Origin of the sequence: Sporosarcina sp. resist, from assembly GCF_014302295.1 — a bacterium.
Taxonomy (GTDB): Bacteria; Bacillota; Bacilli; order Bacillales_A; family Planococcaceae; genus Sporosarcina; species Sporosarcina psychrophila.
Genome location: NZ_CP060287.1, coordinates 1,357,045 through 1,380,954, shown reverse-complemented (window position 1 = coordinate 1,380,954; position 23,910 = coordinate 1,357,045). Strand labels below are relative to the sequence as shown.

Annotated in this window: 21 protein-coding genes; 7 read left to right on the top strand and 14 right to left on the bottom strand. The window is 39.8% G+C overall.

Annotated elements, in window-relative coordinates; genetic code table 11:
* Positions 1 to 178 precede the first annotated feature (178 nt).
* The 4 genes from H7992_RS06825 to H7992_RS06810 all read right to left on the bottom strand — a co-directional run bounded on the left by H7992_RS06825 (position 179) and on the right by H7992_RS06810 (position 5,185).
* The gene (locus tag H7992_RS06825) at positions 179 to 652 is read right to left on the bottom strand and encodes a DUF4306 domain-containing protein (protein ID WP_187047034.1); all 474 of its coding nucleotides are present in this window, start codon (positions 650 to 652) and stop codon (positions 179 to 181) included.
* 244 nt (positions 653 to 896) lie between these two features.
* Positions 897 to 1,703 (bottom strand): HAD family hydrolase, encoded by an 807-nt coding sequence (locus H7992_RS06820; protein ID WP_187047033.1) that lies wholly within the window; start codon positions 1,701 to 1,703, stop codon positions 897 to 899.
* Positions 1,704 to 1,892: 189 nt separating this feature from the next.
* The gene (locus H7992_RS06815) at positions 1,893 to 3,959 is read right to left on the bottom strand and encodes a catalase (RefSeq protein WP_255428611.1); all 2,067 of its coding nucleotides are present in this window, start codon (positions 3,957 to 3,959) and stop codon (positions 1,893 to 1,895) included.
* 137 nt (positions 3,960 to 4,096) lie between these two features.
* Positions 4,097 to 5,185 carry a branched-chain amino acid aminotransferase gene (locus H7992_RS06810; RefSeq protein WP_187047032.1) on the bottom strand — a complete coding sequence of 363 codons (1,089 nt, stop codon included), beginning with the start codon at positions 5,183 to 5,185 and terminating at the stop codon, positions 4,097 to 4,099.
* Between the two features lie 400 nt (positions 5,186 to 5,585).
* Here H7992_RS06810 and H7992_RS06805 point away from each other — a divergent pair, with 400 nt between their 5' ends.
* A complete protein-coding gene (locus H7992_RS06805) occupies positions 5,586 to 6,554 on the top strand; it encodes a ring-cleaving dioxygenase (protein ID WP_187047031.1) in 969 nt (322 codons plus the stop codon).
* Positions 6,555 to 6,847: 293 nt separating this feature from the next.
* On the top strand, positions 6,848 to 7,498 hold the full coding sequence (locus tag H7992_RS06800; protein WP_255428610.1) for a CPBP family intramembrane glutamic endopeptidase: 651 nt from the start codon (positions 6,848 to 6,850) through the stop codon (positions 7,496 to 7,498).
* 269 nt (positions 7,499 to 7,767) lie between these two features.
* On the opposite strand, the gene H7992_RS06795 is transcribed toward H7992_RS06800, so the two are convergent.
* The 5 genes from H7992_RS06795 to H7992_RS06775 all read right to left on the bottom strand — a co-directional run bounded on the left by H7992_RS06795 (position 7,768) and on the right by H7992_RS06775 (position 11,558).
* Positions 7,768 to 8,217 (bottom strand): SRPBCC family protein, encoded by a 450-nt coding sequence (locus tag H7992_RS06795; RefSeq protein ID WP_067206910.1) that lies wholly within the window; start codon positions 8,215 to 8,217, stop codon positions 7,768 to 7,770.
* Between the two features lie 159 nt (positions 8,218 to 8,376).
* Complete coding sequence (locus H7992_RS06790; RefSeq protein ID WP_067206907.1) at positions 8,377 to 9,099, bottom strand: amino acid ABC transporter ATP-binding protein; 723 nt, start codon at positions 9,097 to 9,099, stop codon at positions 8,377 to 8,379.
* A 17-nt stretch (positions 9,100 to 9,116) separates the two neighbouring features.
* On the bottom strand, positions 9,117 to 9,818 hold the full coding sequence (locus tag H7992_RS06785; RefSeq protein WP_338653165.1) for an amino acid ABC transporter permease: 702 nt from the start codon (positions 9,816 to 9,818) through the stop codon (positions 9,117 to 9,119).
* Between the two features lie 85 nt (positions 9,819 to 9,903).
* A complete protein-coding gene (locus H7992_RS06780) occupies positions 9,904 to 10,698 on the bottom strand; it encodes a basic amino acid ABC transporter substrate-binding protein (RefSeq protein ID WP_067206901.1) in 795 nt (264 codons plus the stop codon).
* A gap of 242 nt (positions 10,699 to 10,940) precedes the next feature.
* A complete protein-coding gene (locus H7992_RS06775) occupies positions 10,941 to 11,558 on the bottom strand; it encodes a cyclase family protein (protein ID WP_067206899.1) in 618 nt (205 codons plus the stop codon).
* Positions 11,559 to 11,881: 323 nt separating this feature from the next.
* Between H7992_RS06775 and zwf the strand changes: the two genes are divergently transcribed.
* Together zwf and gndA are read left to right on the top strand one after the other, a co-directional pair.
* Positions 11,882 to 13,324: a glucose-6-phosphate dehydrogenase gene (gene zwf / locus H7992_RS06770; RefSeq protein ID WP_255428674.1), complete on the top strand. Its 1,443-nt coding sequence runs from the start codon at positions 11,882 to 11,884 to the stop codon at positions 13,322 to 13,324.
* A 229-nt stretch (positions 13,325 to 13,553) separates the two neighbouring features.
* Entirely contained in the window at positions 13,554 to 15,002 is a 1,449-nt protein-coding gene (gndA, locus tag H7992_RS06765; RefSeq protein ID WP_187047029.1) for an NADP-dependent phosphogluconate dehydrogenase, read from the top strand.
* Positions 15,003 to 15,286: 284 nt separating this feature from the next.
* On the opposite strand, the gene H7992_RS06760 is transcribed toward gndA, so the two are convergent.
* Both H7992_RS06760 and helD read right to left on the bottom strand, forming a co-directional pair.
* Complete coding sequence (locus H7992_RS06760; protein ID WP_187047028.1) at positions 15,287 to 15,733, bottom strand: GNAT family N-acetyltransferase; 447 nt, start codon at positions 15,731 to 15,733, stop codon at positions 15,287 to 15,289.
* On the bottom strand, positions 15,727 to 17,946 hold the full coding sequence (gene helD, locus H7992_RS06755) for an RNA polymerase recycling motor HelD (RefSeq protein WP_187047027.1): 2,220 nt from the start codon (positions 17,944 to 17,946) through the stop codon (positions 15,727 to 15,729). Before helD ends, H7992_RS06760 begins: the two co-directional genes overlap by 7 nt.
* Before the next feature lie 391 nt (positions 17,947 to 18,337).
* Here helD and H7992_RS06750 point away from each other — a divergent pair, with 391 nt between their 5' ends.
* Complete coding sequence (locus tag H7992_RS06750; protein ID WP_067206889.1) at positions 18,338 to 18,529, top strand: hypothetical protein; 192 nt, start codon at positions 18,338 to 18,340, stop codon at positions 18,527 to 18,529.
* 77 nt (positions 18,530 to 18,606) lie between these two features.
* The gene (locus H7992_RS06745) at positions 18,607 to 18,831 is read left to right on the top strand and encodes a DUF5342 family protein (RefSeq protein WP_067206887.1); all 225 of its coding nucleotides are present in this window, start codon (positions 18,607 to 18,609) and stop codon (positions 18,829 to 18,831) included.
* A gap of 60 nt (positions 18,832 to 18,891) precedes the next feature.
* Here H7992_RS06745 and H7992_RS06740 read toward each other — a convergent pair whose 3' ends face one another.
* The 3 genes from H7992_RS06740 to H7992_RS06730 all read right to left on the bottom strand — a co-directional run bounded on the left by H7992_RS06740 (position 18,892) and on the right by H7992_RS06730 (position 22,553).
* Positions 18,892 to 20,580, bottom strand: coding sequence for a methyl-accepting chemotaxis protein (locus H7992_RS06740; protein WP_187047026.1), 1,689 nt, complete (start codon positions 20,578 to 20,580; stop codon positions 18,892 to 18,894).
* A gap of 180 nt (positions 20,581 to 20,760) precedes the next feature.
* Positions 20,761 to 21,444, bottom strand: coding sequence for a GNAT family protein (locus tag H7992_RS06735; RefSeq protein ID WP_187047025.1), 684 nt, complete (start codon positions 21,442 to 21,444; stop codon positions 20,761 to 20,763).
* The gene (locus tag H7992_RS06730; RefSeq protein WP_187047024.1) at positions 21,441 to 22,553 is read right to left on the bottom strand and encodes a mandelate racemase/muconate lactonizing enzyme family protein; all 1,113 of its coding nucleotides are present in this window, start codon (positions 22,551 to 22,553) and stop codon (positions 21,441 to 21,443) included. Before H7992_RS06730 ends, H7992_RS06735 begins: the two co-directional genes overlap by 4 nt.
* A gap of 83 nt (positions 22,554 to 22,636) precedes the next feature.
* Between H7992_RS06730 and H7992_RS06725 the strand changes: the two genes are divergently transcribed.
* Positions 22,637 to 23,887 carry an HTH domain-containing protein gene (locus tag H7992_RS06725; protein ID WP_187047023.1) on the top strand — a complete coding sequence of 417 codons (1,251 nt, stop codon included), beginning with the start codon at positions 22,637 to 22,639 and terminating at the stop codon, positions 23,885 to 23,887.
* The last annotated feature ends 23 nt before the right edge of the window (positions 23,888 to 23,910 follow it).

Sequence of the window (23,910 nt, the reverse complement as noted above, 5' to 3'; positions counted from 1 at the left end):
CCGAAAAGAGTGTATAGGGATGCGACAAAGTCGCATCCCTATACATCCAGACCTCTCGATAATGGTATAGACGTCATTCAATCCAAAGCAGCCCAAATGCAACTATACACGTAGCGCCCAGTAGGTGATCACGTCATTCACTGGTTAATTTTGTTTAATTAACAGGTGTGAAATAAAGCTAACTTATTTCTTTAACCTTATTATTAACTAGTCTAACCAACGCAATAACTAAAAATAAAATACCGATAAACAAAAGACTAGCGAAAATGATTTTCAAACCGCTAGTTGGAGAATTAGACAGGAAACCGCCTAATACCAGGAATAAAACACTAATAGAAGCAAGGTAATATGTGAACACCTTATGGTTACGTTTTAATAAGATATACCCCAGGAGGATTATGAGATATGTCCCACTTAACAACATTAGCAAAGGAAATACAGGTGCAAATTTAGCTGCATACATAAAATAATCAATTGACAGAATATCGTTTGCATTTTCCAGTTGTCCATTCACTATTCCAGAAAAAAGCGCGGTATGTTTCCATTCCCAAGAATGCTCTAGTAGTGCGCTACCTTCATACCATGCTACCCCAGTAGAAAATAGTAAAAGAATTGATGCCAAAACCAATTGGATGATTACCCTAAAAGACATTTTCTCCACCTCAAATTATCGATAAACTCTGATTTCCATTTACTCACAACTTAAATATCTCTACTAAATACGTTCTTCACAATACGAAGGTTCCGTTACTTCTAGATGATCAATCCAAAACTATTTTCATTTCCATAATTTAAATCCCGCACAAAAAAGCGCTGACCAACTGGAGCGCTTTTTCGTTTTGTAATGTAAGCAGTTTGTCCACTCCATCCTCAATCCTTCAGGATAGATTTGATACTCATTGGACAGCCTGTTTCTTATTCAACTCTTCAAGGATAGGATATAACTTTTCTAAATGATTAATTTCATAATTCGGTACAACTTCTTCACTGGGCAGTTTATTCTCCCGATTAATCCAGACAGAACGCATTCCGACACGTGATGCTCCTAAAATATCCGTCATTAGATTATCGCCTATCATTATTGCTTCCTCTGCAGTTACGCCGCTTTCAGTAAGCACATGTTGAAAAATAGATGCGTCGGGCTTTCCTACTCCGAATGCGCCCGAGATGATGATTTGGTCAAAATAAGGGACAAGTTCGGTTGTAATTTCAAGTTTCGTGTGTTGTAAACTTGGTGAACCATTTGTTAATAGTACAAGCTTGTATGTATCTTTCAGACGGTCCAGCACTTCGAATGTTTCTTCATATAAATAGGGATGCTTTTTTCGTTCCTGTGGGAATAATTCTGCTAACGTGCTGCCAAGGTCTTCATCATTAATGCCGATTCGCTGAAGTCCATTTGTCCACGCTTCCTTACGATAGCCTGGAACAATTGCTTTCATTTTTTGAAAATAGTCCCCTTCATCATTGAATGTCCCCCAGAGACCTTCGAATGGGTTAATGCCAATCATCTGAGTAAATTCATAGGTATCATACGATTCGTAAAGCTTTCTCGCTTCCAATCTGACAGCTTCTTCAAGTTTAGCAGGATTAAGATCATGTACTTGGGCTGCATGTTCACATGTTTTTTCGAATGCGGTTTCTACACTTTTTTTATCCCATAATAATGTATCATCCAAATCAAAAATAATCGCTTTTATCATAAGAAATCATCCCCTATCTGCTTTATAAACTAGTATACATGATTTCAGACTAGTTTAACGAGTAAGAACAAAAGCGCTAGGGTCTAGACGTGAAATAGCTTCTCTTGGTGTTTAACCACAGTACGAGATTTTATAATTTCCTAGTCAAAGAAAAAACCGCTCCCTATTTCTAATCGGAGCGGCCATTCTTCAATAAATTTCTCTGTCCCAGAAGCGTTGCTGTGCGATTGCTTTTACAAAATCATCATCAAAATCGGGATTATCCGTCGCGAAGACAATTCCTGGCCCCGCCTTCGCATTTGATAATTCAAAGAAAGGAAGACCTGTCGATGCAAATCCAATCGGTTTATAATGCTTGAACGATTCGTTAATAAAGTATTGGATATTGGAATTGAATTTTGCTTGATTTTCAGCCGAACCACCAACAACATATAAGCTATCAAATAAAACCGGATCCATTGTAAGGAATGTTTCATTAACGATTACATTAAGGCCATCCGCACCCCTCACTGTGCCAAGTTTTTCACCAACAATATCCACAGTGACGCCATATTTCCTTAACGTTTTGACAGCTCTTTTCACTTCTGCGCCATTAAAATCATTGCCAATCAGCACGCCGACTTTCAACGTGTAAGGGACTCTCGTCGTATTTTGCTGACTGAGTGCCGGTGATGAGGCCTTGACGTTCACTTGCTTGCTAGTAGGAGGGTTTACCCCGACACCATCTGCGATATGGATTGCCAATTCTTTATCCACATTGGCAAACATATCAACGACTTGCTGTCTCACACTTTTACTAGCCACTTTCCCAACTTCAAAGATGAATGCATCAGTGATATGTTGCTTCTCTGGTGGCGACATACTGTTCCAAAATAGCCTTGCCTGAGAAAAGAAATCTTTGAATGAATCGCTTCTTGCTTGAATGATACGCCCTTCCACTTTTTCTGCATAATGGACGAATCCACCTTCTTTCGCAGTAGAAGTGGACGGTGTATTATCCGCAAGCGAGTTTTTATGGTAACTGACCTGCCCAACATCAATTCTCTGACGGCTATAGCCATTTCGCTGATTATTATGGAATGGACAGACGGCACGATTGATAGGAATCTCAGTGAAATTCGGTCCCCCGAGGCGAATGAGTTGTGTATCTAAATAGGAAAATAATCTACCTTGTAGAAGTGGGTCATTTGTGAAATCAATTCCAGGTACGACATTACCCGGATGGAACGCAACTTGCTCTGTTTCCGCAAAGACGTTGTCAACATTACGATTAAGCGTCATCTTGCCAAATATTTTAACAGGTACGATTTCTTCCGGCCAAAGTTTCGTAGCATCTAGTACATCGAAATCGAACATGAATTCATCTTTTTCATCAATCATTTGTACACCTAGTTCATACTCCGCAAAATTACCATGTTCAATTGATTCCCATAAATCCCGCCGTTGAAAGTCTGGATCTTTCCCAGAAATCTTCTGTGCCTCATCCCATACAAGCGAATGTACGCCAAGTGCTGGTTTCCAATGGAACTTTACAAACCGGCCTTTGCCTTGTTCATTGACGAATCGGAATGTATGAACACCAAATCCCTCCATCATTCGCCAACTCCTCGGAATCGCCCGATCTGACATTAGCCACATGACCATATGCGCCGATTCTTGGTTGTTAGCAACAAAGTCCCAAAACGTATCATGTGCAGAGGCAGCTTGCGGCATCTCGTTATGTGGTTCAGGCTGTATCGCATGGACAAGATCCGGGAACTTAATGCCATCTTGGATGAAAAAGATGGGAATATTGTTACCCACAAGATCATAGTTCCCTTCCTCGGTATAAAACTTAACAGCAAATCCCCGTACATCCCTTACTGTATCCGCAGAACCTTTGCTCCCTACAACATTCGAGAATCTCGTAAAAACTGGGGTTTTCGTTCCGGGTTCCTGTAGAAATCCTGCTTTTGTAAATTCCTTCATTGATTCATACAATTCGAAAAAACCGTGTGCTGCATATCCTCTGGCGTGTACAACCCGCTCTGGAATCCTTTCATTGTCAAAGTGAGTTAATTTTTCACGAAAATGAAAGTCCTCCATTAATGTTGGTCCACGGATACCCGCTTTCAATGATTCCTCGTCATTCGAAACTTTCAGTGCTTGATTTGTTGTCATTTTGGTTCCTTCATTATTCACACGGAATTGTTCCAACTGTTTATCTTTACTGTTTTCATCTATGACTTGTTTGTGGTTTGGTGATAATTTATCCACACAATCCCCTTCCGCTATCCATTTAGTAATTCTAGGCGCTTCCCTACTATATGCAGGACTTCCCCAACTGGATACAAAGAAAAGGATAGCACCTTGGAAGGGCTACCCTTTTCTTCACCTTTATATAGAAGAAACAATTATACTTTTACCGTGTCAGTGACTTCAACTACCCACCCGAATGAATCTTCCACTTTACCGGTTTGAATACCCGTTAGTGTCTCATACAGTTTTTTAGATAATTCACCGGTTTCATTATTATTAACGACCATTATGTCATCGCCCCAATTGAGTTCTCCAATTGGTGAAACAACTGCCGCCGTTCCCGTTCCGAATGCTTCCTCTAAGGTACCTGCTTGGTGTGCTGAACGAAGTTCTTCCATGGATATTTTACGTTCAACAACCGGAATATCCCAATGCCTCAGTAATTGAAGGATTGACTTCCTCGTAATTCCTTCTAAAATACTGCCATTTAATATTGGTGTAATAACTTCACCGTTAATTTTGAAGAAGACGTTCATACTTCCCACTTCTTCTATATACTTTCTTTCAACACCATCAAGCCAAAGAACTTGTGAATAACCTTTTTTGCTTGCTATTTCTTGTGCTCTTAACCCGGACGCGTAGTTACCCGCCGTTTTTGCCGTTCCAGTTCCGCCTGCTACTGCACGCACATACTCATTTTCAACGAGAATTTTAACGGGATGAATTCCTTCTTTATAATACGATCCAACAGGAGAAAGAATAATGATGAATTTATATTTCTTCGATGGTGAAACGCCAAGATAGGGTTCAGTCGCAACCATGAATGGTCTTATGTACAGGGAAGTTCCTTCTGTTACTGGAATCCAGTCTTTATCGATAGAAATTAATTTTTCTAAAGCTTCGATTGCAATTTCTTCATTGAAAGCTGGCATGCATAAGCGTTCACTCGATTTGTTCATGCGACGCATGTTTTCTTCTGGGCGGAATAACAATACTTGCCCCTCTTTGCCTACATAGGCTTTTAATCCTTCAAAAATTGTTTGACCATAGTGAAAAACGGTTGCCGCCGGATCCATTTCAAGTGGTGCATATGGAATGATTCTATGATCCGTCCAGCCTTGGCCTTCACAATAGTCAGCCACAAACATATGGTCTGTAAATACTCTTCCGAATTCCAACTGATCTGATTGTGGTTTTTGTTTTTTTGATTCACTCAATGTGACAGTGATTACATGGTTCGTCATGATGTGTGCATCTCCCTATGTCTAATTTTCAGGCCAGCTGATTTGGCTATTTCCGTATATTATGTGATTAAAAAGGAATACCAAGATAAGCGTTACCTCACGCTTAAACGATATTCCTTCATTTATCCATGTACGTAAATAACTTTCTAATAATATAGATTATATCAACTTCTTCGTAAATAAGCTATCTAATCATAAAAATATATCACATTTTTTATAGTCCCTTTCCAGAATAAAGAATAATCGTTCTGAATACCTATGAAGATAAAAACAGATGATATGTATGGATATTGAACCCTCGAAGGGACACATCTCTTGACAATTTCGTCCTCTCGCTGTAATATTAGCTTGAATTCAAGATAACTTTACAAAGATATTATCCAAGAGAGGATTGATAAAGATGAACGTAAAAGGCATTCACCATCTAACAGCAATGACTGGTAGCGCGGCGCATAACTTTAAGTTTTACACTGAGGTACTTGGTATGCGACTAGTGAAAAAAACAGTAAATCAGGACGACACAACTGCTTATCATTTATTTTACGGAGATGAGCAAGGGAATCCAGGAACTGAACTGACATTTTTTGATTTCCCAAATGCTGGACCAAAACGAGCAGGTGTCAGTAGTATTTCCAACTCATCACTTCGTGTAGCAAGTGACGCTGCACTAAATTATTGGATTGAACGCTTTACTGAATTTAACGTAAAACATGCACCCATTTCAGAATTTGCTGGTCGCAATGTTATTTTCTTCGAAGATGCGGAAGGTCAACAATTGACGCTCGTTTCCGATGAGACAAACTCAGTCGCTGCGACTGGAACTCCATGGGATAAGAGCCCTGTTCCGGTTGAGTATGGGATAACCGGGCTTGGTCCAGTTAGGCTAACTGTCCGCACTCCTGAACCGACTATCGCAGCTCTTCAAATACTCGGGTTTACAGAGAAGAACCGTGTTCCAGCTCTTGTTGAAGGACAAGACGACATCATTGTTATGGAAGTCGGAGATGGTGGTTCAGGCGCTGAAGTGTTCGTTGAGCCACGCAATGACTTACCTGCAGAGGTGCAAGGGATAGGCGGCGTTCACCACGTAGCTTTCCGTGTTAAGGACGAAGAAGAACTACATGCATGGATTGATAAAATTAACAGTACACGATTGCCGAACTCCGGATTTGTAGAGCGATTCTATTTCCGTTCACTATACTTCCGCGAGCCAAATGGTATCCTATTCGAACTTGCAACAGATGGACCTGGATTCGCAACAGATGAGCCGCTTGAAACATTGGGTGAGTCACTTGCGCTACCACCATTTTTGGAAGGTAAACGTGCGGCAATTGAAGCGAATATCAAACCATTGAATACAGGTAGATAAAAGAGCTGCGTGTAGAGATAATGTCTGGCTCTATACATCAAGATTCCTATATGGAGTAATCACCATTACTGGTGGTTACTTCTTTTTTATTGGAACATATTTTATGCGTTAACCATGAAAATCTAACTTGAAATTGTTTAGTGTAATCGATATATCCTTCAAAATCCAATTAGTAGATTATACTGATTAATTAATCGGTAAATGATACGATATAATGATACGGTTTAAAATGATAGTCATTGCTACCCGAAAGATAGGGATCTTTATTACGACTTAAAACAGATGGAGGATTTATGATGAAACTCTCAGTTTTATTAATTGGCCCTACGATTATGATCTTTTTAGGTTTAATCATATTCAAAAGTGTCCCTATTACCTTCATCCTATTCTATGGTTGGCTTTTATTTGTTCCGATTCTACTATACTTTAGAAATAAAAGTATTCGATGGAATCGTAAAAAACACCTCAATCTCAAATCTTTCACAGTTGGTCTGATTAGTGGTGTTATTTCTTTGGTAGCTATTTACGGGGCAGTTGCACTACTACATAATTTAGTTTTCGATCTTGGCGAACTAAAACAAATTTTGGTGGAGTGGAATTTCACAGGAAGTATCCTTTTCTGGTTAATTATTTTCCTCATCTTCATCAATCCTGTTTTGGAGGAGCTCTATTGGAGAGATGTTATGTATAAGCGCCTTATAGATAGAGTAGGTGCGGCTCAAACAATTATGATTACATCATTTTTTTATAGTCTATATCATCTAGTTCCCCTCTTTTCAATTTTTGCATTTCCTTTTAATTTCATTGCTGTTATTCCAGTATTTATAGCAGGTCTTATGTGGGGCTACTTTAGATACAAATTGAATTCAATCAGCGCATCAATTATTAGTCATATCCTAGCTGATCTTGGAATCATGTTGGTTTACTTGAACTATATTTTGTAATTGGCCCCACCAAATATCCCCTAAGTAATTTACTCTATTTGTTGAGATAAAGAATCCCATTGAATTCGCTAGGGAATTCTGCCAGTCTTTGGGCTTCGGCTCCCCCTTTAAGGCGCCTTTGCTTAGTTTATATAGGAATTCGGTGTATGTTGTGTTGTCCTCAAATCATATTGGTACTCATCATGATAAAAAGGCCATTCCCCGTGGGATGGCCTTTTCTATTGTATAGACTCCATCATCCAGTTAGTTTCTGTGAGAGGATCGATAGTTTAGTTTTCCGATTCAGCTACCTCTTTTACCCGTTGTAAAAATTCCACTACAATCTTGTCTGTGGAAAACAGTAAAAATAATTTCATGAACCATTTTAACGGACGATTCGTCGCAGTATAGGTTAAAGAAGTTCTGTGATCACTGAGCTTGACCAGCTCGTAGCGCGCCGTTATATCAAACATATTAGCAAGTGTAAAACCAACCTTTAACTTTTTCGCATTCGGGGAATCGTCATACTCTAACGTTTCTATTTGGTACTCCATAACACGCTTTCCTTCTTTATATTTTTGTAAATACACACTTCCGACCATTCCATCTGTTATTGTAATAGGTTTATTTTCAACTACTTGTGGCATAATTTTTTGCATATTTTCTAAAGAACCATTAAAAAAATTCCATACTTGCTCAATTGGCGCATCAATCTCTATTTCCTTCGTCCACTGTTTCATAATAAAAATCACCTCACAAAATTCGTTTACCTGTATTATATATTTCACTTTACCACACAAGAAGATTTGCTAATTCCTTCATAAAAAAGGAAAACAGTATAAGCGAACATACATCGCCTATCTGCTTTCCTTGATTCCAGCTTGCAAGATTGGTCCAAACTAGAGCACTTTACTTAAAAATGCTTTTGTTCGTTCGTTTTTGGGTTTATTAAATACTTGATCAGGTATACCTTCTTCTACGATTATTCCTTGATCCATAAACATCACGCGATCGCCCATCTCTCTCGCGAAGCCCATTTCATGCGTGACGACGACCATTGTCATCCCTTCAATTGCAAGCTGTTTCATAACATCCAGCACTTCTTTCACCATTTCTGGGTCGAGTGCAGAAGTCGGTTCATCGAATAGCATGATTTTAGGTTGCATCGCTAATGCCCTTGCAATTGCAACACGTTGCATTTGACCACCCGATAACTGTTCGGGATAAGAATTCGCTTTATCAGCTAGTCCGACCTTCTTCAACAATTCATGAGCTAGTTTTTCCGCTTCCGCAGAATTCATTTTCCGTATTTTCCGCGGAGAAATAGTGATATTATCGATTACACGCATATGCGGGAACAGGTTAAACTGTTGAAACACCATACCCACATCTTTCCGGATTCCATTGATATCCGTTTTCGGGTCATTTACTTTAACTCCGTCTATAAAAATGTTGCCGGCCGTAATATCTTCCAACAAATTTATACAGCGTAAAAATGTACTTTTCCCAGAACCACTTGGACCGATAACACAAATGACTTCTTTTTCTTTCACTTCATAATCGATTCCTTTTAACACTTCCAATTTCCCAAAAGACTTATAGAGGCCTTCCACTTTAATCATTTGATCACCTTCCTACCTTAACGCCGAGTTGAGAACATTTTCTTTCTTTGCATTGGAACATAGCTATTACTGAAGCGTTTTTCTACATACGAAATAATTTTACCGAAAACGAAAGTTAGACACAAATAAAGTATTGCAACCGTAAGATAGGGCTCCCAAAACCTTGAATAAGCTCCGGCAACTACTTTCCCCGCGTACAATAAATCATTAGCTGCGATAATCGTAACTAATGATGAATCTTTTAGAAGGGCAATCAATTCATTCCCAAGTGGTGGAACCATCCGTCTAAAAGCCTGCGGTAGAATAATATTTTTCATCGCTACATTTTGCGTCATTCCAAGAGACCTTGCCGCTTCCATTTGCCCTTTTTCAATCGACTGAATACCCGCACGTATAATTTCCGCATTGTATGCAGCGCTATTTAAAACAAGCGCAAGTGCACCTGATACAAAATAACCCAATGAGTGACCGAAAATCCCTGGAATAAGTGCTAGATGTATTAATAAAATTTGTACTAATAATGGCGTCCCACGGAAAAAGTCGACATAGTATTTGGATGGATAATAGATCCACTTTTTCTTGGATAATTTCCCCATACCCACGAATAAGCCTAATACAAAGCCTCCCAAATAGCCAACTACGGTGAGTGCTAAAGTAATTCCAATTCCACGAATGAATAATTCGCGATAATTCCATATCATTTCCCATCTAATATCCATTAAATCCAGAAAATCTAGGAAAACCAATTCAATCACTCCCATTAAATGACTTGGTGTATGCATATCGTCTTTAAACTACAAACGATTAGTCAACATCAAACCCTGTGATTTCCTTCAATTTCCCGTTGTCCTTGATAATTTTAATCCCTTCATTCAGCATGTCAATAATTTCTGTATTGCCTTTTTTGACCATTAATCCATAAAACTCTTTTTCAAAACTATCATCTTCTACTGTTTTAAGTTTCACCTTCGGATTGTTCGCTTTGTAATCAATGATAACTGCATTATCCCCTACAGCTGCATCTGCATTACCATTAATCATTTCACTAATTGCTAGTGGCATAGATTCTGTTGCTACAATTTTGGAACTTGTATTCCCTAGAAGTTCCCTAGTTACGATATGACCCGTTGTATTGATTTGAACAGAAACCCTTTTATCTTTCAAATCTTCAAACTTGGCAACAGTTGAATCTTCCGGTACAAGAATCAATTGGTTTGCAGCAAAATATGGATCTGAAAAATCGAATGATTCTTTGCGTTCATCTGTGATCGTAATCGATGACACGGCAAAATCCACTTCTCCACCATCTACTGCCGGGAATAAAGGCTCCCAACCGTAGTTTTTGAATTCAACTTCAAATCCTGCAGCTTCTGCAATCGCTTTCACAATATCAATATCTATCCCAACAATATTGCCTTTCTCATCCATTAACTCCATTGGTGCATACGTTGCATCCGTCCCAACTTTTAATACTCTTTTTCCGCTGTCTCCATCTTTCGATGAACCAGAATCCTTCGTGCCTGTTCCACAAGCAAACAATAGAATGCTTACACTCGCTAACAGTAACCCCAATGATATAAAGCGCAATCCTTTTTTCATCGTCATTCCCCCTTATGTTTTTGAGTTCCTGCAACATGTATCACTATAGTTATCCGAAAGTTCTGGATAGTGACTTTATTATATACGAGTCATCAGTCCTATACAATAGAAAAATAGACGTTACCTAAGCACAACCGACTAGGGTATAATCCACAGACCAATAATTTTATAGTTTCCTATAGGAACAACAAAATCCCACCGGTAATAGTTATCCGGTGGGATTTGCTTCTCAATTAATAAAATTATTGTAGTCCCTCAAATAATAACACTCTTGCAGGTGATGCATCTGTACCCGTCAATTTTAAAGGTGCAGCAACCATGAAATAGTCCCCTTGTTCAACTTCTTTTAAACGAAGTCCTTCAATAATAATAATCTCGTTTGCAAATAATGTTTTATGAGTTGGATGTCCTTCTTGGCTTCTTTCAATTCCAAGCGTATCTATTCCCACTCCTCGAATACCAATCTCAGAAAGATATTCTGCTCCATCTTGTGCAAGATAAATAAAATCAAAATTAAATGTATCCTCAAAAGAATTCTTCGTTTTAAATAGAACGAAATCACTCTTTTGGATCTCAAATTTTTCTAAATCCGCTTTAGAAATCCCATCTTCTACATTTGTTAGATCGAGTACTTTACACTGTCCCACAAGACTTTCCATTGGAATTGATTCGAATGTATCTCCATCTACAACCATGTGTAGCGGCGCATCGATGTGTGTTCCTGTATGCACATCAATCTCCAACCGAGTTTCGGTTACATAGCCATTTGTTACCCGATTAAGTTTTGGTTGTTTTTCAGGTTTATCTTTGTAAACAGTCATACCTTCATAAATAGTGCCTGTTACATCATGCATTTTCATTTTAGCAACACTTCCTTTTTTTTAGTGTCTGACTATATAGCTATCCTCGCATGAAATTTAGCATGCCGTCTAGCAAAACTACTTTCGTTACCTCATCAGTATACCAAAATTGACACTAAGTTCATGCATGTCCTCTATATATGATTTTATTTATAGTCTTAGAACCACGCATCGTTTAATGATATACTTGAAGCAGTTTCAAGTATAATTCGTGTCTACACTACAATTGGAGGAAAGCGAAAATGGATAACGTAACAGCCTCAGTTGGACCTGATGAAAAAAATCAATTAAATGATTTCCAAGAAGAATGGACAACCCAAGACATGACCTTTGTTTTATTTGGAGCAACGGGAGACTTAGCAAAACGTAAATTATTTCCTGCTTTATATAATTTGTTTCTCGACGGCAAATTGCCAGATTCAATCTCCATAATTGGTTTAGGCAGAAACTATTTTTCCGATGACATTTTCCAATCAAAAGTCGAAAGTGCACTTCGTGAATATTCTAGAAGAGCTGTCCAAACTACCGGATTGAATGAATTTTTAGCCAAATTTCGATACTGTAAATTTGATGCAACAGACAATGATTCGTATCAAAACCTACATGAACTTATTCACGACAGAGAAATAGAATTAAACATTCCCGGAAATCGACTTTTCTATTTGTCGGTTGCTCCTCAACTGGTTGATATCATTACATCTGGTCTTAATCAAAGCGGTATCAGTCAAACGACAGGCTGGAAGCGGCTCATTGTCGAGAAACCCTTCGGAAGCGATTTAAAGACGGCACGACAATTAAACGAGAGTTTGAACAACGCTTTCAATGATGAAGAAATTTACAGAATCGACCACTATCTTGGAAAACCTATGGTCCAAAATCTCGAATCCTTTGAATTCGCCAATCCGATATTTGGTTCATTATTAGATCATAAACGAATTGCTAATATACAAATCACAGCATGTGAAACGGTCGGGGTAGAAACACGAGCCGATTATTACGATCAAGCAGGTGCAATTCGGGATATGGTTCAGAATCATCTTCTTCAGTTAGTAATGATGACGGCCCTTCACCTACCCGAAAAAATGATTGCTGAAGAAATTCGAAAGCAAAAAGTAACGATCATGGAATCCCTTCGACCTATCAATAAAGATAAGATGGAACAAGATGTTGTACGTGGTCAATACGAAGCCGGTGAGATTTTTGACACCCCGGTTGTTGGTTATAAAGAAGAGCCTGGGGTTAATGCTTCTTCAATGAATGATACTTATTTCGCAGCTCGCCTCTATATTGACAATCCATCTTGGAGCGGAATCCCCTTTTATATACGAACAGGGAAACGGATAGGTACAAAATCCACCAAGATTGTCATTGAGTTTACGAACAATGTAAAACAAATAGATGCCCTTCCAGCCGATGGGATCACTCCAAACTTATTGATATTCGAAATTAGTCCGAATGAAGGTATTTCTTTAGTGATAAATATGAAAAACCCTTCAAGTAACCAATTTGAGCCAGCTTCCATTAATTTCTCCACCAATTCAGAGGATCAGCCAGAAGCATATGAACTACTTCTATTTGATGCGATACGCGGTAATGCAACATTCTTCGCTAATTGGAAAGAAGTTGAATTATCATGGCAGTGGATTCAACCACTCCTAGAAGCGTTTCAAGAGAATACACTACCTTTACATTCATACCCTGCCGGTTCAAATGGGCCAGAAGCAGCTAATCAACTATTGCAGGCCGATCAATTTAATTGGTGGTAAAGAGCCGCCTGTTCAGGAGCACAGCCAAAGTACGCCGCGTCCTGCGACAATTAGGAGGGATGAAGTTCAATCCCTCCCCGCTGCGTGACCCATATCCTGGAGGCCTCCAAGTCTCTAGGTGATGGAGTCTAGACGTGAAATCTTCATATTGCAGATTACCTACAGTACGAAGTTTTATTATTTCCGAAGCAAAACGTGATAAATTACATAAAAAGAATGGGGTAGGATTATGACTAAGAAACAAATGGGCGTTATTGGTTTGGGCGTAATGGGGATGAACCTTGCGCTAAACATCGAAAGTAAAGGCTATTCGGTAGCTGTCTATGATTATTGGACAGATCGAACAGATGAATTTTCCAACAAAGAAGCGAAAAATAAAGCTATTCATGGTAGCTACAGCATTGAAGATCTAGTCGCTTCGCTAGAAGTCCCACGTAAGATCTTATTAATGGTTAAAGCCGGGGAAACGACAGATACAGTGATCCAGTCCCTTGTCCCTCATCTTCAACAAGGGGATATTCTTATCGATGGAGGAAATACATTCTTTAAAGATACGAATAGACGTACAGCAACCTTAAAAGAATCAGGCATACATTTCATTGGTGCAGGTGTTTCTGGTGGAGAAGAAGGAGCTCGTAACGGCCCATCGATTATGCCTGGAGGCTCAAAAGAAGCTTACGAACAAGTGAAGCCCATTCTTGATGCTATTTCGGCAAAAGTTGACGGCATTCCCTGCAGTGCATATATGGGTCTTGATGGAGCAGGACATTATGTGAAAATGGTTCATAATGGCATTGAATATGGCGATATGCAACTGATTTCCGAAGCCTATTTCATCATGAAACATGCACTTGGTCTTGAAGCGCAGGAGCTGCATGAAATATTTTCAGAATGGAACAAGGGTGAACTCGACAGCTATCTCATTGAAATCACAGCAGATATTTTCACAAAGATGGATGAAGAAAATGGGAAACCGCTCATTGATCAAATTCTAGATGTAGCCGGACAAAAAGGCACAGGAAAATGGACTAGCCAAAATGCGTTAGACTTAGGTGTGTCCCTTCCAATCGTCACAGAGTCCGTATTTGCACGATTTATTTCTTCTATTAAGGGAGAGCGCGTTGCAGCAAGTAAACTACTAAAAGGCCCTGAACTGAAAAAGTATGTAGGTGATCCAAAAGAGTTGATTGAAGCGATTCGTAAAGCTTTATATATGAGTAAAATTTGTTCATATGCCCAAGGTTTTGCGCAAATGCGTGCAGCATCTGAGGAGTATGATTGGAAAATCCCTTACGGAGAAGTAGCCATGATTTTCCGTGGAGGATGTATCATTCGTGCCCAGTTCTTACAGAATATCAAAGAGGCATTTGATACTAACAGTGACTTGCCAAACCTTTTAGTTGATCCCTATTTCCAAGAAATAGTAGGAGACTATCAGAATTCGCTTCGCGAAGTAGTAGCCGTAGCCACTCAACATGGGATTCCAATTCCTGCTCTCTCAAGTGCATTGGCTTACTATGATAGTTACCGTACGGAGACATTACCGGCCAATCTTATCCAAGCTCAACGCGATTATTTTGGCGCACATACCTATGAACGCCTGGATAAAGAAGGCCATTTCCATACTGAATGGGCAATAACAAAAGCGCAAGCGCCTGGTCAGGGGCGACAGGCATAAGACGGGCTGGCGAAGCGGCGTTCTTTGCCGCACAGCCGGACCGACAAATTAAGGAACACAGCCAAAGTACGCCGCGTCCTGCGGCAATGTCTGCGTGACCCACATCCTGTGGGCCTCCGAGCCTCTAGGCGCTGGAGCCTAGACGTGAAATAGCCTATTTCGCAGGTTATCCATAGTACGAGATTTTATAGTTTCCTAAGCAGCAAAAAAGTACCAGGAACCGATAATCGGCGCCTGGTACTTTTTATTGGCTTTCGGTCGTTTAAAATTTCGGTGACAGTCATTTAGTTTGCGGACAGTTTTTTCTCCAATATGATTCTATGAATTCCCTCGTCATCCGCGAATGTTTCCACAACATCAAATCCATTTTTAATATTAAGGATAAGCATATTCCGCCAGCTATTTCTCGTCTTTGTTTGAACAATTTTATAACCCGACTCAACTAAAAAGCGATGTTGCTGTTCCAGTAGCCTTGTTGCGATTCCTTTTCCTCTGTAGTCCTCATGAACTGCCCCGTACCAACTATAATACTTATGCGGGTCAAGCTCGTAACCAATTTTATAACCGACCACCGTTGATTGATCAAAAGCTACATTTATTAAGATTTTCTGCTTTAATTTTATTTTCTCCACTAACGTTTTGGAATCTTTGAAAATACTTTCATGTAATTCCAAAATCCCATCAATTATTTCATGTTCAGGAATCTCCAAAAACTGTTTAAAGTTCAGCATAACGAACCCTCCTCACCAATAATATGCAGTTCATGCATTGGCCTTGTCATTGCTACGTATAGTAACTTTCGGTCGATTGGGTGATTTCGGAATGGCTCGTCGAAAGCGGCGATAATGACCGCATCAAATTCCAATCCTTTTGCTAAGTGGCTTGGAACAATGAGCAGACAATTGTCATTGATGCCAGATTGATCTCCCACTAGATGGACTGACATTCCAAACTCCTGCAGAGAGGTGAAAATCTCCCTAGCCTCTTTACGCGTTTTACAAATAAGTGCGACAGATTGATGACCGCGTTCGATAATTCCTTCATAAATACGTTGAATGCCGCCCCCCTCTAACTCATGCATCTCATAATACTTCGGTTCTCTTCCATGACGAACGACCGGTTCTACAAGTGGTAGATCTTCATCCATCTGTGCAAGAACTTGATTCGCCAGATTCATTATTTCAATCGTCGTTCGGTAGCTTTTTTGAAGTGTCGTATACGTTGCTCTTGGAAACAGTGCCTTTATCGGTTCCCATGATGTTAATGATCTGTAACTATGAATTCCCTGGGCCAGATCCCCAACCATTGTAAACATATCCGTCTCTAGACCGTCTTGCATTGAAGCAAGCTGGAATTCGCTGTAATCCTGTACTTCATCGATGAAAACAACCCTCATTTTCCATTCATCTGCAATGCCTCTAAGCTTTGCGTGCAAATAATAAAGAGCTGCTAAATCCTCGACTTCCCAAAACTCTTTTTTATGTGCCTCCCAAAAAGCATATCTGTCGCGCTCGGACCACTCGTCTGCAAATTCCTTTTGTAGTTCGTTACTTGTTAGCCAGTCCCGATATAATTTCTTGATATTGAACTTTTTGAATCTGCGCATATAGGCTGACGCAACCGTTTTGCCTTCCTTTTCAATAACAGGAAGTCTTTCATCTCTTTCTTCCAATATTCTTGTTAACTTCAGTTTCCTTCTTTCATCATCCCTTATTCCGTATAACGCCTTATCAAGTGCCGCGTCGTACTTTGTCGTTAGCATATCCATAAGTTGTTTTCGTTTTCGCTTAACGTCACTTTGAACGATAATTTTAATTCTATCCAGTCTTTTCTCAACTGGCATATACGAAAACTCTTTTAGAAATAGCTGTTTCAACCGAGAAGCTTTCATAATCCGATATTTTTCAATAAAGACATCTTCAAATAACTCAGCCATATCCAGTTCCAACTTATGCACATAGCGTTGCATGATTTCTCGGTATTGTAGGCTTCCCTTCACACGTGTTACAAAAAGCAAACTTGCATCTAGCGTGTCAGATTCAGTAAGCTGTTCCAACTTAGCGTCTGGATCCATCAACTTCAGTTTCAATCCTGTAGCACTTAAAACATATTCGCTATATGTCGTCTGACAGATGCGCCCTACACCGAGTTCGGGAAGCACATCCGCAATATAATCCATAAATAATTTACTTGGTGCCAAAATCATCAATTTATCAGCAGGAAAGTTTTCACCCATTGTATAGAGGAAATAAGAAATACGGTGAAGGGCAATCGTTGTTTTCCCGCTTCCTGCGGCTCCCTGTACAATAATTGGTTGTTTCAAATTCGCACGGATAATTGCATTTTGTTCAGCTTGAATCGTCGACACAATTTCAGTCAGCCGTGTATCCGCCTTGCCAGCAAGGGCTTCCTGAAGTAGTTCATCATTCGTTGTAAGATCGACATCACGGATATCAAGAAGTTCACCTTCTTCAATTCGATACTGCCGTTTGGAATAGAGATGTCCCTCGAACTCTTCATCTCGCACTTTATAGGATAGAGCCCCTAGTCTCCCGTCGTAATAGACATTTGCAACCGGTGAGCGCCAGTCGACGATAATCGGTTCCTGCGTTTCCCGGTGGAATAAAGAAGTCTTGCCAATATAGAGTAACTCATCAGCCTCATTCTCTTTTCGAAAATGAATGCGGGCAAAATAGGGCTTCTGCTGAATTGCCTCCAGCCCCTCTTTTTGCGAACGGGCCATTTCAAAAAATCGAGCGTTTGTCAAAATGTTGATATAGCTTAAACTTGAATCCAAATAATCCAGATCAGCCATCGACTGGCGGATCTGTTCTTGGGAGGATTTTACATCACGTCGCGATTCCTCCAACAATTGCTGCATGTACTGTTTGGTGTAGTCAAGGCGCTGTAATTCAAACTCTAAGTCAGGATGTTTCTGAGACATACAGACCCTCCATTTGTTGTATTTTGCGTCACGTGCGGTTGTATGGGAGATGTTGGGGATTATTAAACAGAATTGAAGTTTACCACTTGCTAAAGGCGGAATCAACACCATTTAGTACAATGGAAAAAATATTCTGATTAAAGAAGTGATTCAGCGCGGATAGATACAGATAAGTAAAATTCACTTCCACTGGTTTAGATATTTGTAAAAGTAAATAGCGCTTTCTCATCAAACTCTCATCTGCGTCTCATGTCTCTCTAATTTAGGTGCGTTACTCTAGATAAGTAGGACAGGTTGAAAGCATGTCCACAAAATTGGCTAGCGTATTTCATGTACATTAATCAATTCTTAAAAATTATTCTATCAAACATAAAAAATGGAGGCCCCAACTATGTTGACTAAACTTCAAAATCGAATTCATGAATGGATAGCAGTAAACTACCAAGGGAATGAATATTCATGGCTCTCCCAGAATGCAGTCACAAACTGGTTTAGCCCTAATCCATTAAGTAAACATGAAATTCAGCAATTACAACAAGCTAAAATCAAAGCAAATGCTAACATGCATAACTTCATGTACTAGTCCTAGAATTATACTTTCTCAGCAAATTTTTATTATGACTTTTAAAATATCAATCTAAAAAAATGGAGGCTACAAGTATGGTCAATCAATTTCAAATTAAAAAAGCGTTATTCCAGAACCACATTAATGAACGGTTTTCATTTTCATTAAACTACCAAGGTAATGATTTTCAAGGCATTTATCACGAGGGCGTAATTAACTGGTTCAATCCACACCCACTAAACAAAATTGAGTCACAACAATTAGGAAAAATCGAATCCAGCGTAACTAATAAAATGAACAGGCTTCTTGTCTCCAGCTAAGAAGTGTGGCGAAAAAACAAGCTAATTGCACGTGGCAATCAGCTTGTTTTTTCCTACCTATTAGACTTTAAATTGTCCCATATCATTTTGCAGTTTTTCCGAAAGCTCCGCAAGCACTTGCGCACTTGAAGAAATCTCTTCATTTGCAGCAAGCTGTTGTTCTGTCGCTGCGCTTGTCGACTGAGCTGCAGCAGATGATTCCATGGCAAGTTCCTGCACTTTTGAAGAACCACTAGATACTTCATCCGTCATTGTACGAATCTGTTCGATTGCGGCGGAAACAGCTGTCACTTTTTCACCGACGTCACTAGCCGCCTGTTCAATCCGGTTAAATACACTGCGTGTACGTTCCGTCACAACAAGCCCCTCTTCAACGCGGCGATTTCCATCTTCCGTGCTGGAAACAGCCTGTGCGACGTTGCCAATCATTCTATCAATCATATTACCGATTTCTCCAGCGGATCGTTTCGACTGTTCAGCAAGTTTTCGCACTTCTTCTGCAACAACCGCGAAGCCTTTTCCATGCTCGCCAGCACGGGCTGCTTCAATCGCCGCATTGAGCGCCAGCAAATTGGTCTGCTCAGCAATATCAGTAATGAGTGACGTTACTCTCCGGATTTCTTCCGAATAATTAGCCATGCCATTCATTATCTCAGCCGACTGTCCAATTGCTGAACTAATGACCGTCATTTGGCCGTTAACATCTTCCATAAGGGATGCTCCCTCTTCGACCAATTGGGCAACGTCTTCAGATGACAGAAGCATTGCTTCATTATCTTCCGTAATTCGGTTGATGCTTGTTACCACTTCTCCCATAGCTAAAACCGTCTCATTTACAATCGCAACTTGCGATTCGCTTCCGAATAAGTTTTTCTCCGAAATTTCGGCAACCATTTCAGATGCTGCTAAACTCTCTTCCGAACTCGCAGATAATTCTTCCGCCTGGACGGCAAGCTGAACTGCAGATTCATTTGCATTCGTAATGATAGCGCGAAGGTCTTTGCTCATACTGTTAAATGCCGTCGCCATCTCACCTATCTCATCTTTATTGCGAATTATAACCGGTTCTATTGCTAAGTTACCATCCGCAATTTCTGTTAACGCTGCTGTCATTTTCCCGACTGGACGTGCAATACTACGGCTGATCACAACAGCAATAGCAATACTCAACAGAATCGCTAGGGCAATTAGCCCCACAGTCAAAATACGTGTTTGCTTAATAAGTTTTTCAATTTCTAGATTTATTTCGTCCGTCTTTGCATTTTGATCATTAATTTGGTCATTGATTTCCGTTACAATTATATCCTCAAAGACAGATGCATCAGATGCAATACTGAGCGCCTTTTCTTCACTGGAATTATTAAGTTCACTAATGGCCGACTCTAAAGTTTCTACATAATTTACACGTGAGTCTTTTAGTTCGTTAAATAACACACGTTCGGCGTCTGTCTGTGGCAATTTGTCTAGGATTCCCCAGTACAAATCAAATGTTTCGATTGACTTTTCTTTATTCTTTAAAAACAATTCATTTCCAAACAATAAGTAGCCCCGAAAATCGGTCGAAGTTGCATACTGTGCAGATAATAGTTTTTCAAACAACACCACTTTTGTTACCTGTTCGTCTAGGATAGATCGGTACTCACTATTCACTTTAGTTAGCGACCAAAAACCCATTGCCCCCACTATTATCATAAAGACAAGAACAGATAAGAACCCGCTCCATAATTTTTTACCAACTGAAAATTTCATTTAAGTTTTACCTCCCGCATATTAAATCCATTCATTAGTATAGCTTATATGAAACTAGTAGTATAGTTGTAATAATAAAATATAATGACATAGGTATTAACATCTAATTACAATTTAATCCCATCTAAAAAAACCTTACTTTACATGTATCTTGTAAAGTAAGGTTTTATTCTATCAAGATCACTTTTCAAAACGAACAACCCATTGGTTATCCACTTGTTCAATGCCTGTCCCCTTCCAACCATCATACAGGTACTTTTGTTGTTGTTCTGTATCCGCCATCAAGACAAAGCAACAGTCCAAGGTATCCTGTTCTATTAAATGGCCTGTTAAATCTTTCATCAAAATATATCTGAGTAAATCACCATATTTCACTTTTAATGCTACTATTTGCATACCATGTGCAAATTTATCTTTTAGACTGGCAATATTAAACGGTGCAACAGTTGTACAAATATAGCGGAATCGCTGTGAATCAACTTGCTTCATTAGAACTTTCCCCAATAACACTTGTAAGCCATTGCCTTGGAAGTCCGGATCGACATTCGAGATTTCGGAATAGAGCACAAGCGGCCATTCACTTCTTGGTAGTCCCGCATCTTTCCCTAGATGCTCTTCATCCAGTTCTGGTTCAAGCATGGCCCGAAATGCAATCAGTTGTTCTTGATAATAGGCACCAATCATGAGTCCTTTGCCGTTTAAAATATAGCTAAACTCCTCTTCTGTCAACGGCTGTAAAAAAGAACCTGTAGATAATGATTCAATCACTTTCCGCTGAAGGATAAGAATTTCGTCGAGCTGATCTGCTTCTAAGCGTTTTATAGTAATTTCACGCCCGTTTTTCAACAAATGCTTTTCCCTCATCCGCTTACCTTCTCTGAGAACACAGTCAGTTCCTGCAACACTTGCTCATCAATGTCGATTCCTAATCCCGGCTTGCCACTCAAACGGATAAATGGAACGTCATAATGTAAATTTCCAACGTCTTTGCTGAACTTAAGCGGTCCTGTTAATTCCACACTTGTAATTATTTTTTTCGAGAATGCAACGTGGAATCCTGCTGCTGATCCGATAGATGACTCCACCATCGAACCAATCTGACACTCAATCCCCGCCATTTCGGCCATATGGGCAAGCTTTGTTGCTGGATAAATCCCGCCACATTTCATCAATTTAATGTTCACTTTATCAGCAGCACGCTTCGCGATGATTTCTCTCATGTCACGCACGCCACGTAAACCTTCATCAATCATCATTGGAGTAGAAGACTTAGATTTCACCTCGACCATACCATCTATATCATCAGCTCGCACAGGCTGCTCCAACCAATCGAGCGAACAGTCCTGCAGCTTTTGAAGACCTTGTAATGTATTGGCGCTATTTACCCAACCTTGGTTAACATCGACACGAATCGCGATATCCTCGCCTACACGCTCACGTACCGCTTGAATGCGTAATACATCGTCCGCTACATTGGTGCCGACTTTCATTTTCATCGAACGGTATCCAGCGGCTACACGTTCTTCTGCTTCATTCGCCATTGCTTCCGGAGCTGCGATGCTTAACACATGCGTAATCGGAAACTCTTCGTGGTATCTTCCTCCAAGAAGATTATAGACAGGGACATCAAGTGCTTTTCCTGCAACATCATAGCATGCTATGTCAATTGCAGCTTTTGCTGTTGGTACTCCGTAAATTTCAGCATCCATCAGTTCATGAATTCGCTCCATATTCATAGGATTTTCACCTATTAACTTCGGTGCCAGGGTATTTTTCAAGATTTCAAAAGTACCTTTCCAACTCTCACCCGTTACATGTTCATCGGCAACACCTTCTCCATAGCCGACTAAACCGGTATCCGTTGTGATTTTGACAATGATGGATGGCATATAATCATAAGTAGCGTAACTAATAATAAAGGGTTCATAAAGTGGTAGGTGAATCGCATAAATTTCAATTTCAGCTATTTTCATAAGTCAAAATCCTCTCTCTTGGCAAACTCTATTTTTTATTGTATCATTGTCGTTAAATAGTCGCTAATCATTGGGGGTTCATCGTGAAGATTAAAATCGCAGTTATCGGGTCAACTGATTTTTGCCAACGTACAGAACAACTTGTCAACAATCGAAAAGATATTGAACTTAACTGGTATCGCTACGCTGAACCCAGTGAGGCACCGAGTTTACTGCAGACACTTAAACCGTGTGATGCCCTTTTGTTTTCAGGTTCCCTGCCTTACTTTTATTCCAAAAAGCTACTTGAAAACCTACCGATCCCAGCCGTTTACCTGCAACAAGATGAAACAGCATTGGCGATTACATTGCTTCATTTATCTACACAGAACCAGCAGGAATTGAGTCGCGTATCCATCGACGTGCGTGAGCAATCCTATATTGAACACGTGCTCAATGATTTGGGTCGAAGTGTGGAGTTGCCTTTTGTTCACTTGCTAAAAGATGATGAAAAAATCACTACCATAACGTCCTATCATCAAACTCTTTCTTTACAAGGTAAAACAGATATGGCGATTACAAGTGTCCATGCTGTTTTCGAACAGCTACAGCAGCAAAACATTCCTGCATGTAAGATGATTGACCCTGAAAGTACGATTCTTCGGAGTATTGAACAGGCAAAACAGCAAGCATTGTTACAAAAAAGTAACTCCGCACAGATCGCAGTCGGAATTGTAAAATCAATTTCTTCGCGACAAAACGTAGAGACATCTATTGCGAAAATGGCGTCCATCATGCAGGCTCGTTGGAGTGTACATGACGGTGATTTCACCCTGTACACTTCAATGGGAAACATCGAATCCGCTATAAAAAACAAGGAATTTCTTTCTACGTTCCAATCACTTGCTACCAAAGCGAAAATGGCATTCGGCTGTGGCGAATCAATCATTGATGCAACTGAAAACGCGAACTTCGCACTCAATCTTATACAACTAAGTGATGGTCATTGTTTTTATATGTTAGATACAAACAAAAGATTGCATGGTCCGTTTCCACAATCGGAAGTAACCGTTGAAATGAAAATCACTGAACCTGCCCTTGTGGAGATGGCCGAAAAAACCAAGCTCAGTCCAGCAAATATCTCTAAATTGATGCAATATAGTCTGATGCGTCAAACGAAACAATTTACTGCAAATGATTTGGCATTATATTTAGATGTCTCACGAAGAACAGCAGAACGTACATTAAAAAAACTCGTCGACTATAAGTATGCGACGATTATTGGTGAAGAAATGACCTACCGACAAGGAAGACCTCGCGCTTTATATGAATTTAACTTTCACCCTTATTTTTAAAAAGAATGGAAAGTTCACTTGAT

Coding starts and splice junctions, on each gene's coding strand:
- H7992_RS06735 (WP_187047025.1), bottom strand. CDS start 21,444: ATGAGGGAAAAGCATTTGTTGAAAAACGGGCGTGAAATTACTATAAAA.
- H7992_RS06780 (WP_067206901.1), bottom strand. CDS start 10,698: ATGAAAAAAGGATTGCGCTTTATATCATTGGGGTTACTGTTAGCGAGT.
- H7992_RS06820 (WP_187047033.1), bottom strand. CDS start 1,703: ATGATAAAAGCGATTATTTTTGATTTGGATGATACATTATTATGGGAT.
- H7992_RS06750 (WP_067206889.1), top strand. CDS start 18,338: ATGTTGACTAAACTTCAAAATCGAATTCATGAATGGATAGCAGTAAAC.
- H7992_RS06760 (WP_187047028.1), bottom strand. CDS start 15,733: ATGCTGAACTTTAAACAGTTTTTGGAGATTCCTGAACATGAAATAATT.
- H7992_RS06805 (WP_187047031.1), top strand. CDS start 5,586: ATGAACGTAAAAGGCATTCACCATCTAACAGCAATGACTGGTAGCGCG.
- H7992_RS06825 (WP_187047034.1), bottom strand. CDS start 652: ATGTCTTTTAGGGTAATCATCCAATTGGTTTTGGCATCAATTCTTTTA.
- H7992_RS06810 (WP_187047032.1), bottom strand. CDS start 5,185: ATGACGAACCATGTAATCACTGTCACATTGAGTGAATCAAAAAAACAA.
- H7992_RS06795 (WP_067206910.1), bottom strand. CDS start 8,217: ATGAAACAGTGGACGAAGGAAATAGAGATTGATGCGCCAATTGAGCAA.
- helD (WP_187047027.1), bottom strand. CDS start 17,946: ATGTCTCAGAAACATCCTGACTTAGAGTTTGAATTACAGCGCCTTGAC.
- gndA (WP_187047029.1), top strand. CDS start 13,554: ATGACTAAGAAACAAATGGGCGTTATTGGTTTGGGCGTAATGGGGATG.
- zwf (WP_255428674.1), top strand. CDS start 11,882: ATGACCTTTGTTTTATTTGGAGCAACGGGAGACTTAGCAAAACGTAAA.
- H7992_RS06730 (WP_187047024.1), bottom strand. CDS start 22,553: ATGAAAATAGCTGAAATTGAAATTTATGCGATTCACCTACCACTTTAT.
- H7992_RS06740 (WP_187047026.1), bottom strand. CDS start 20,580: ATGAAATTTTCAGTTGGTAAAAAATTATGGAGCGGGTTCTTATCTGTT.
- H7992_RS06785 (WP_338653165.1), bottom strand. CDS start 9,818: ATGGATATTAGATGGGAAATGATATGGAATTATCGCGAATTATTCATT.
- H7992_RS06800 (WP_255428610.1), top strand. CDS start 6,848: ATGATGAAACTCTCAGTTTTATTAATTGGCCCTACGATTATGATCTTT.
- H7992_RS06775 (WP_067206899.1), bottom strand. CDS start 11,558: ATGAAAATGCATGATGTAACAGGCACTATTTATGAAGGTATGACTGTT.
- H7992_RS06790 (WP_067206907.1), bottom strand. CDS start 9,099: ATGATTAAAGTGGAAGGCCTCTATAAGTCTTTTGGGAAATTGGAAGTG.
- H7992_RS06745 (WP_067206887.1), top strand. CDS start 18,607: ATGGTCAATCAATTTCAAATTAAAAAAGCGTTATTCCAGAACCACATT.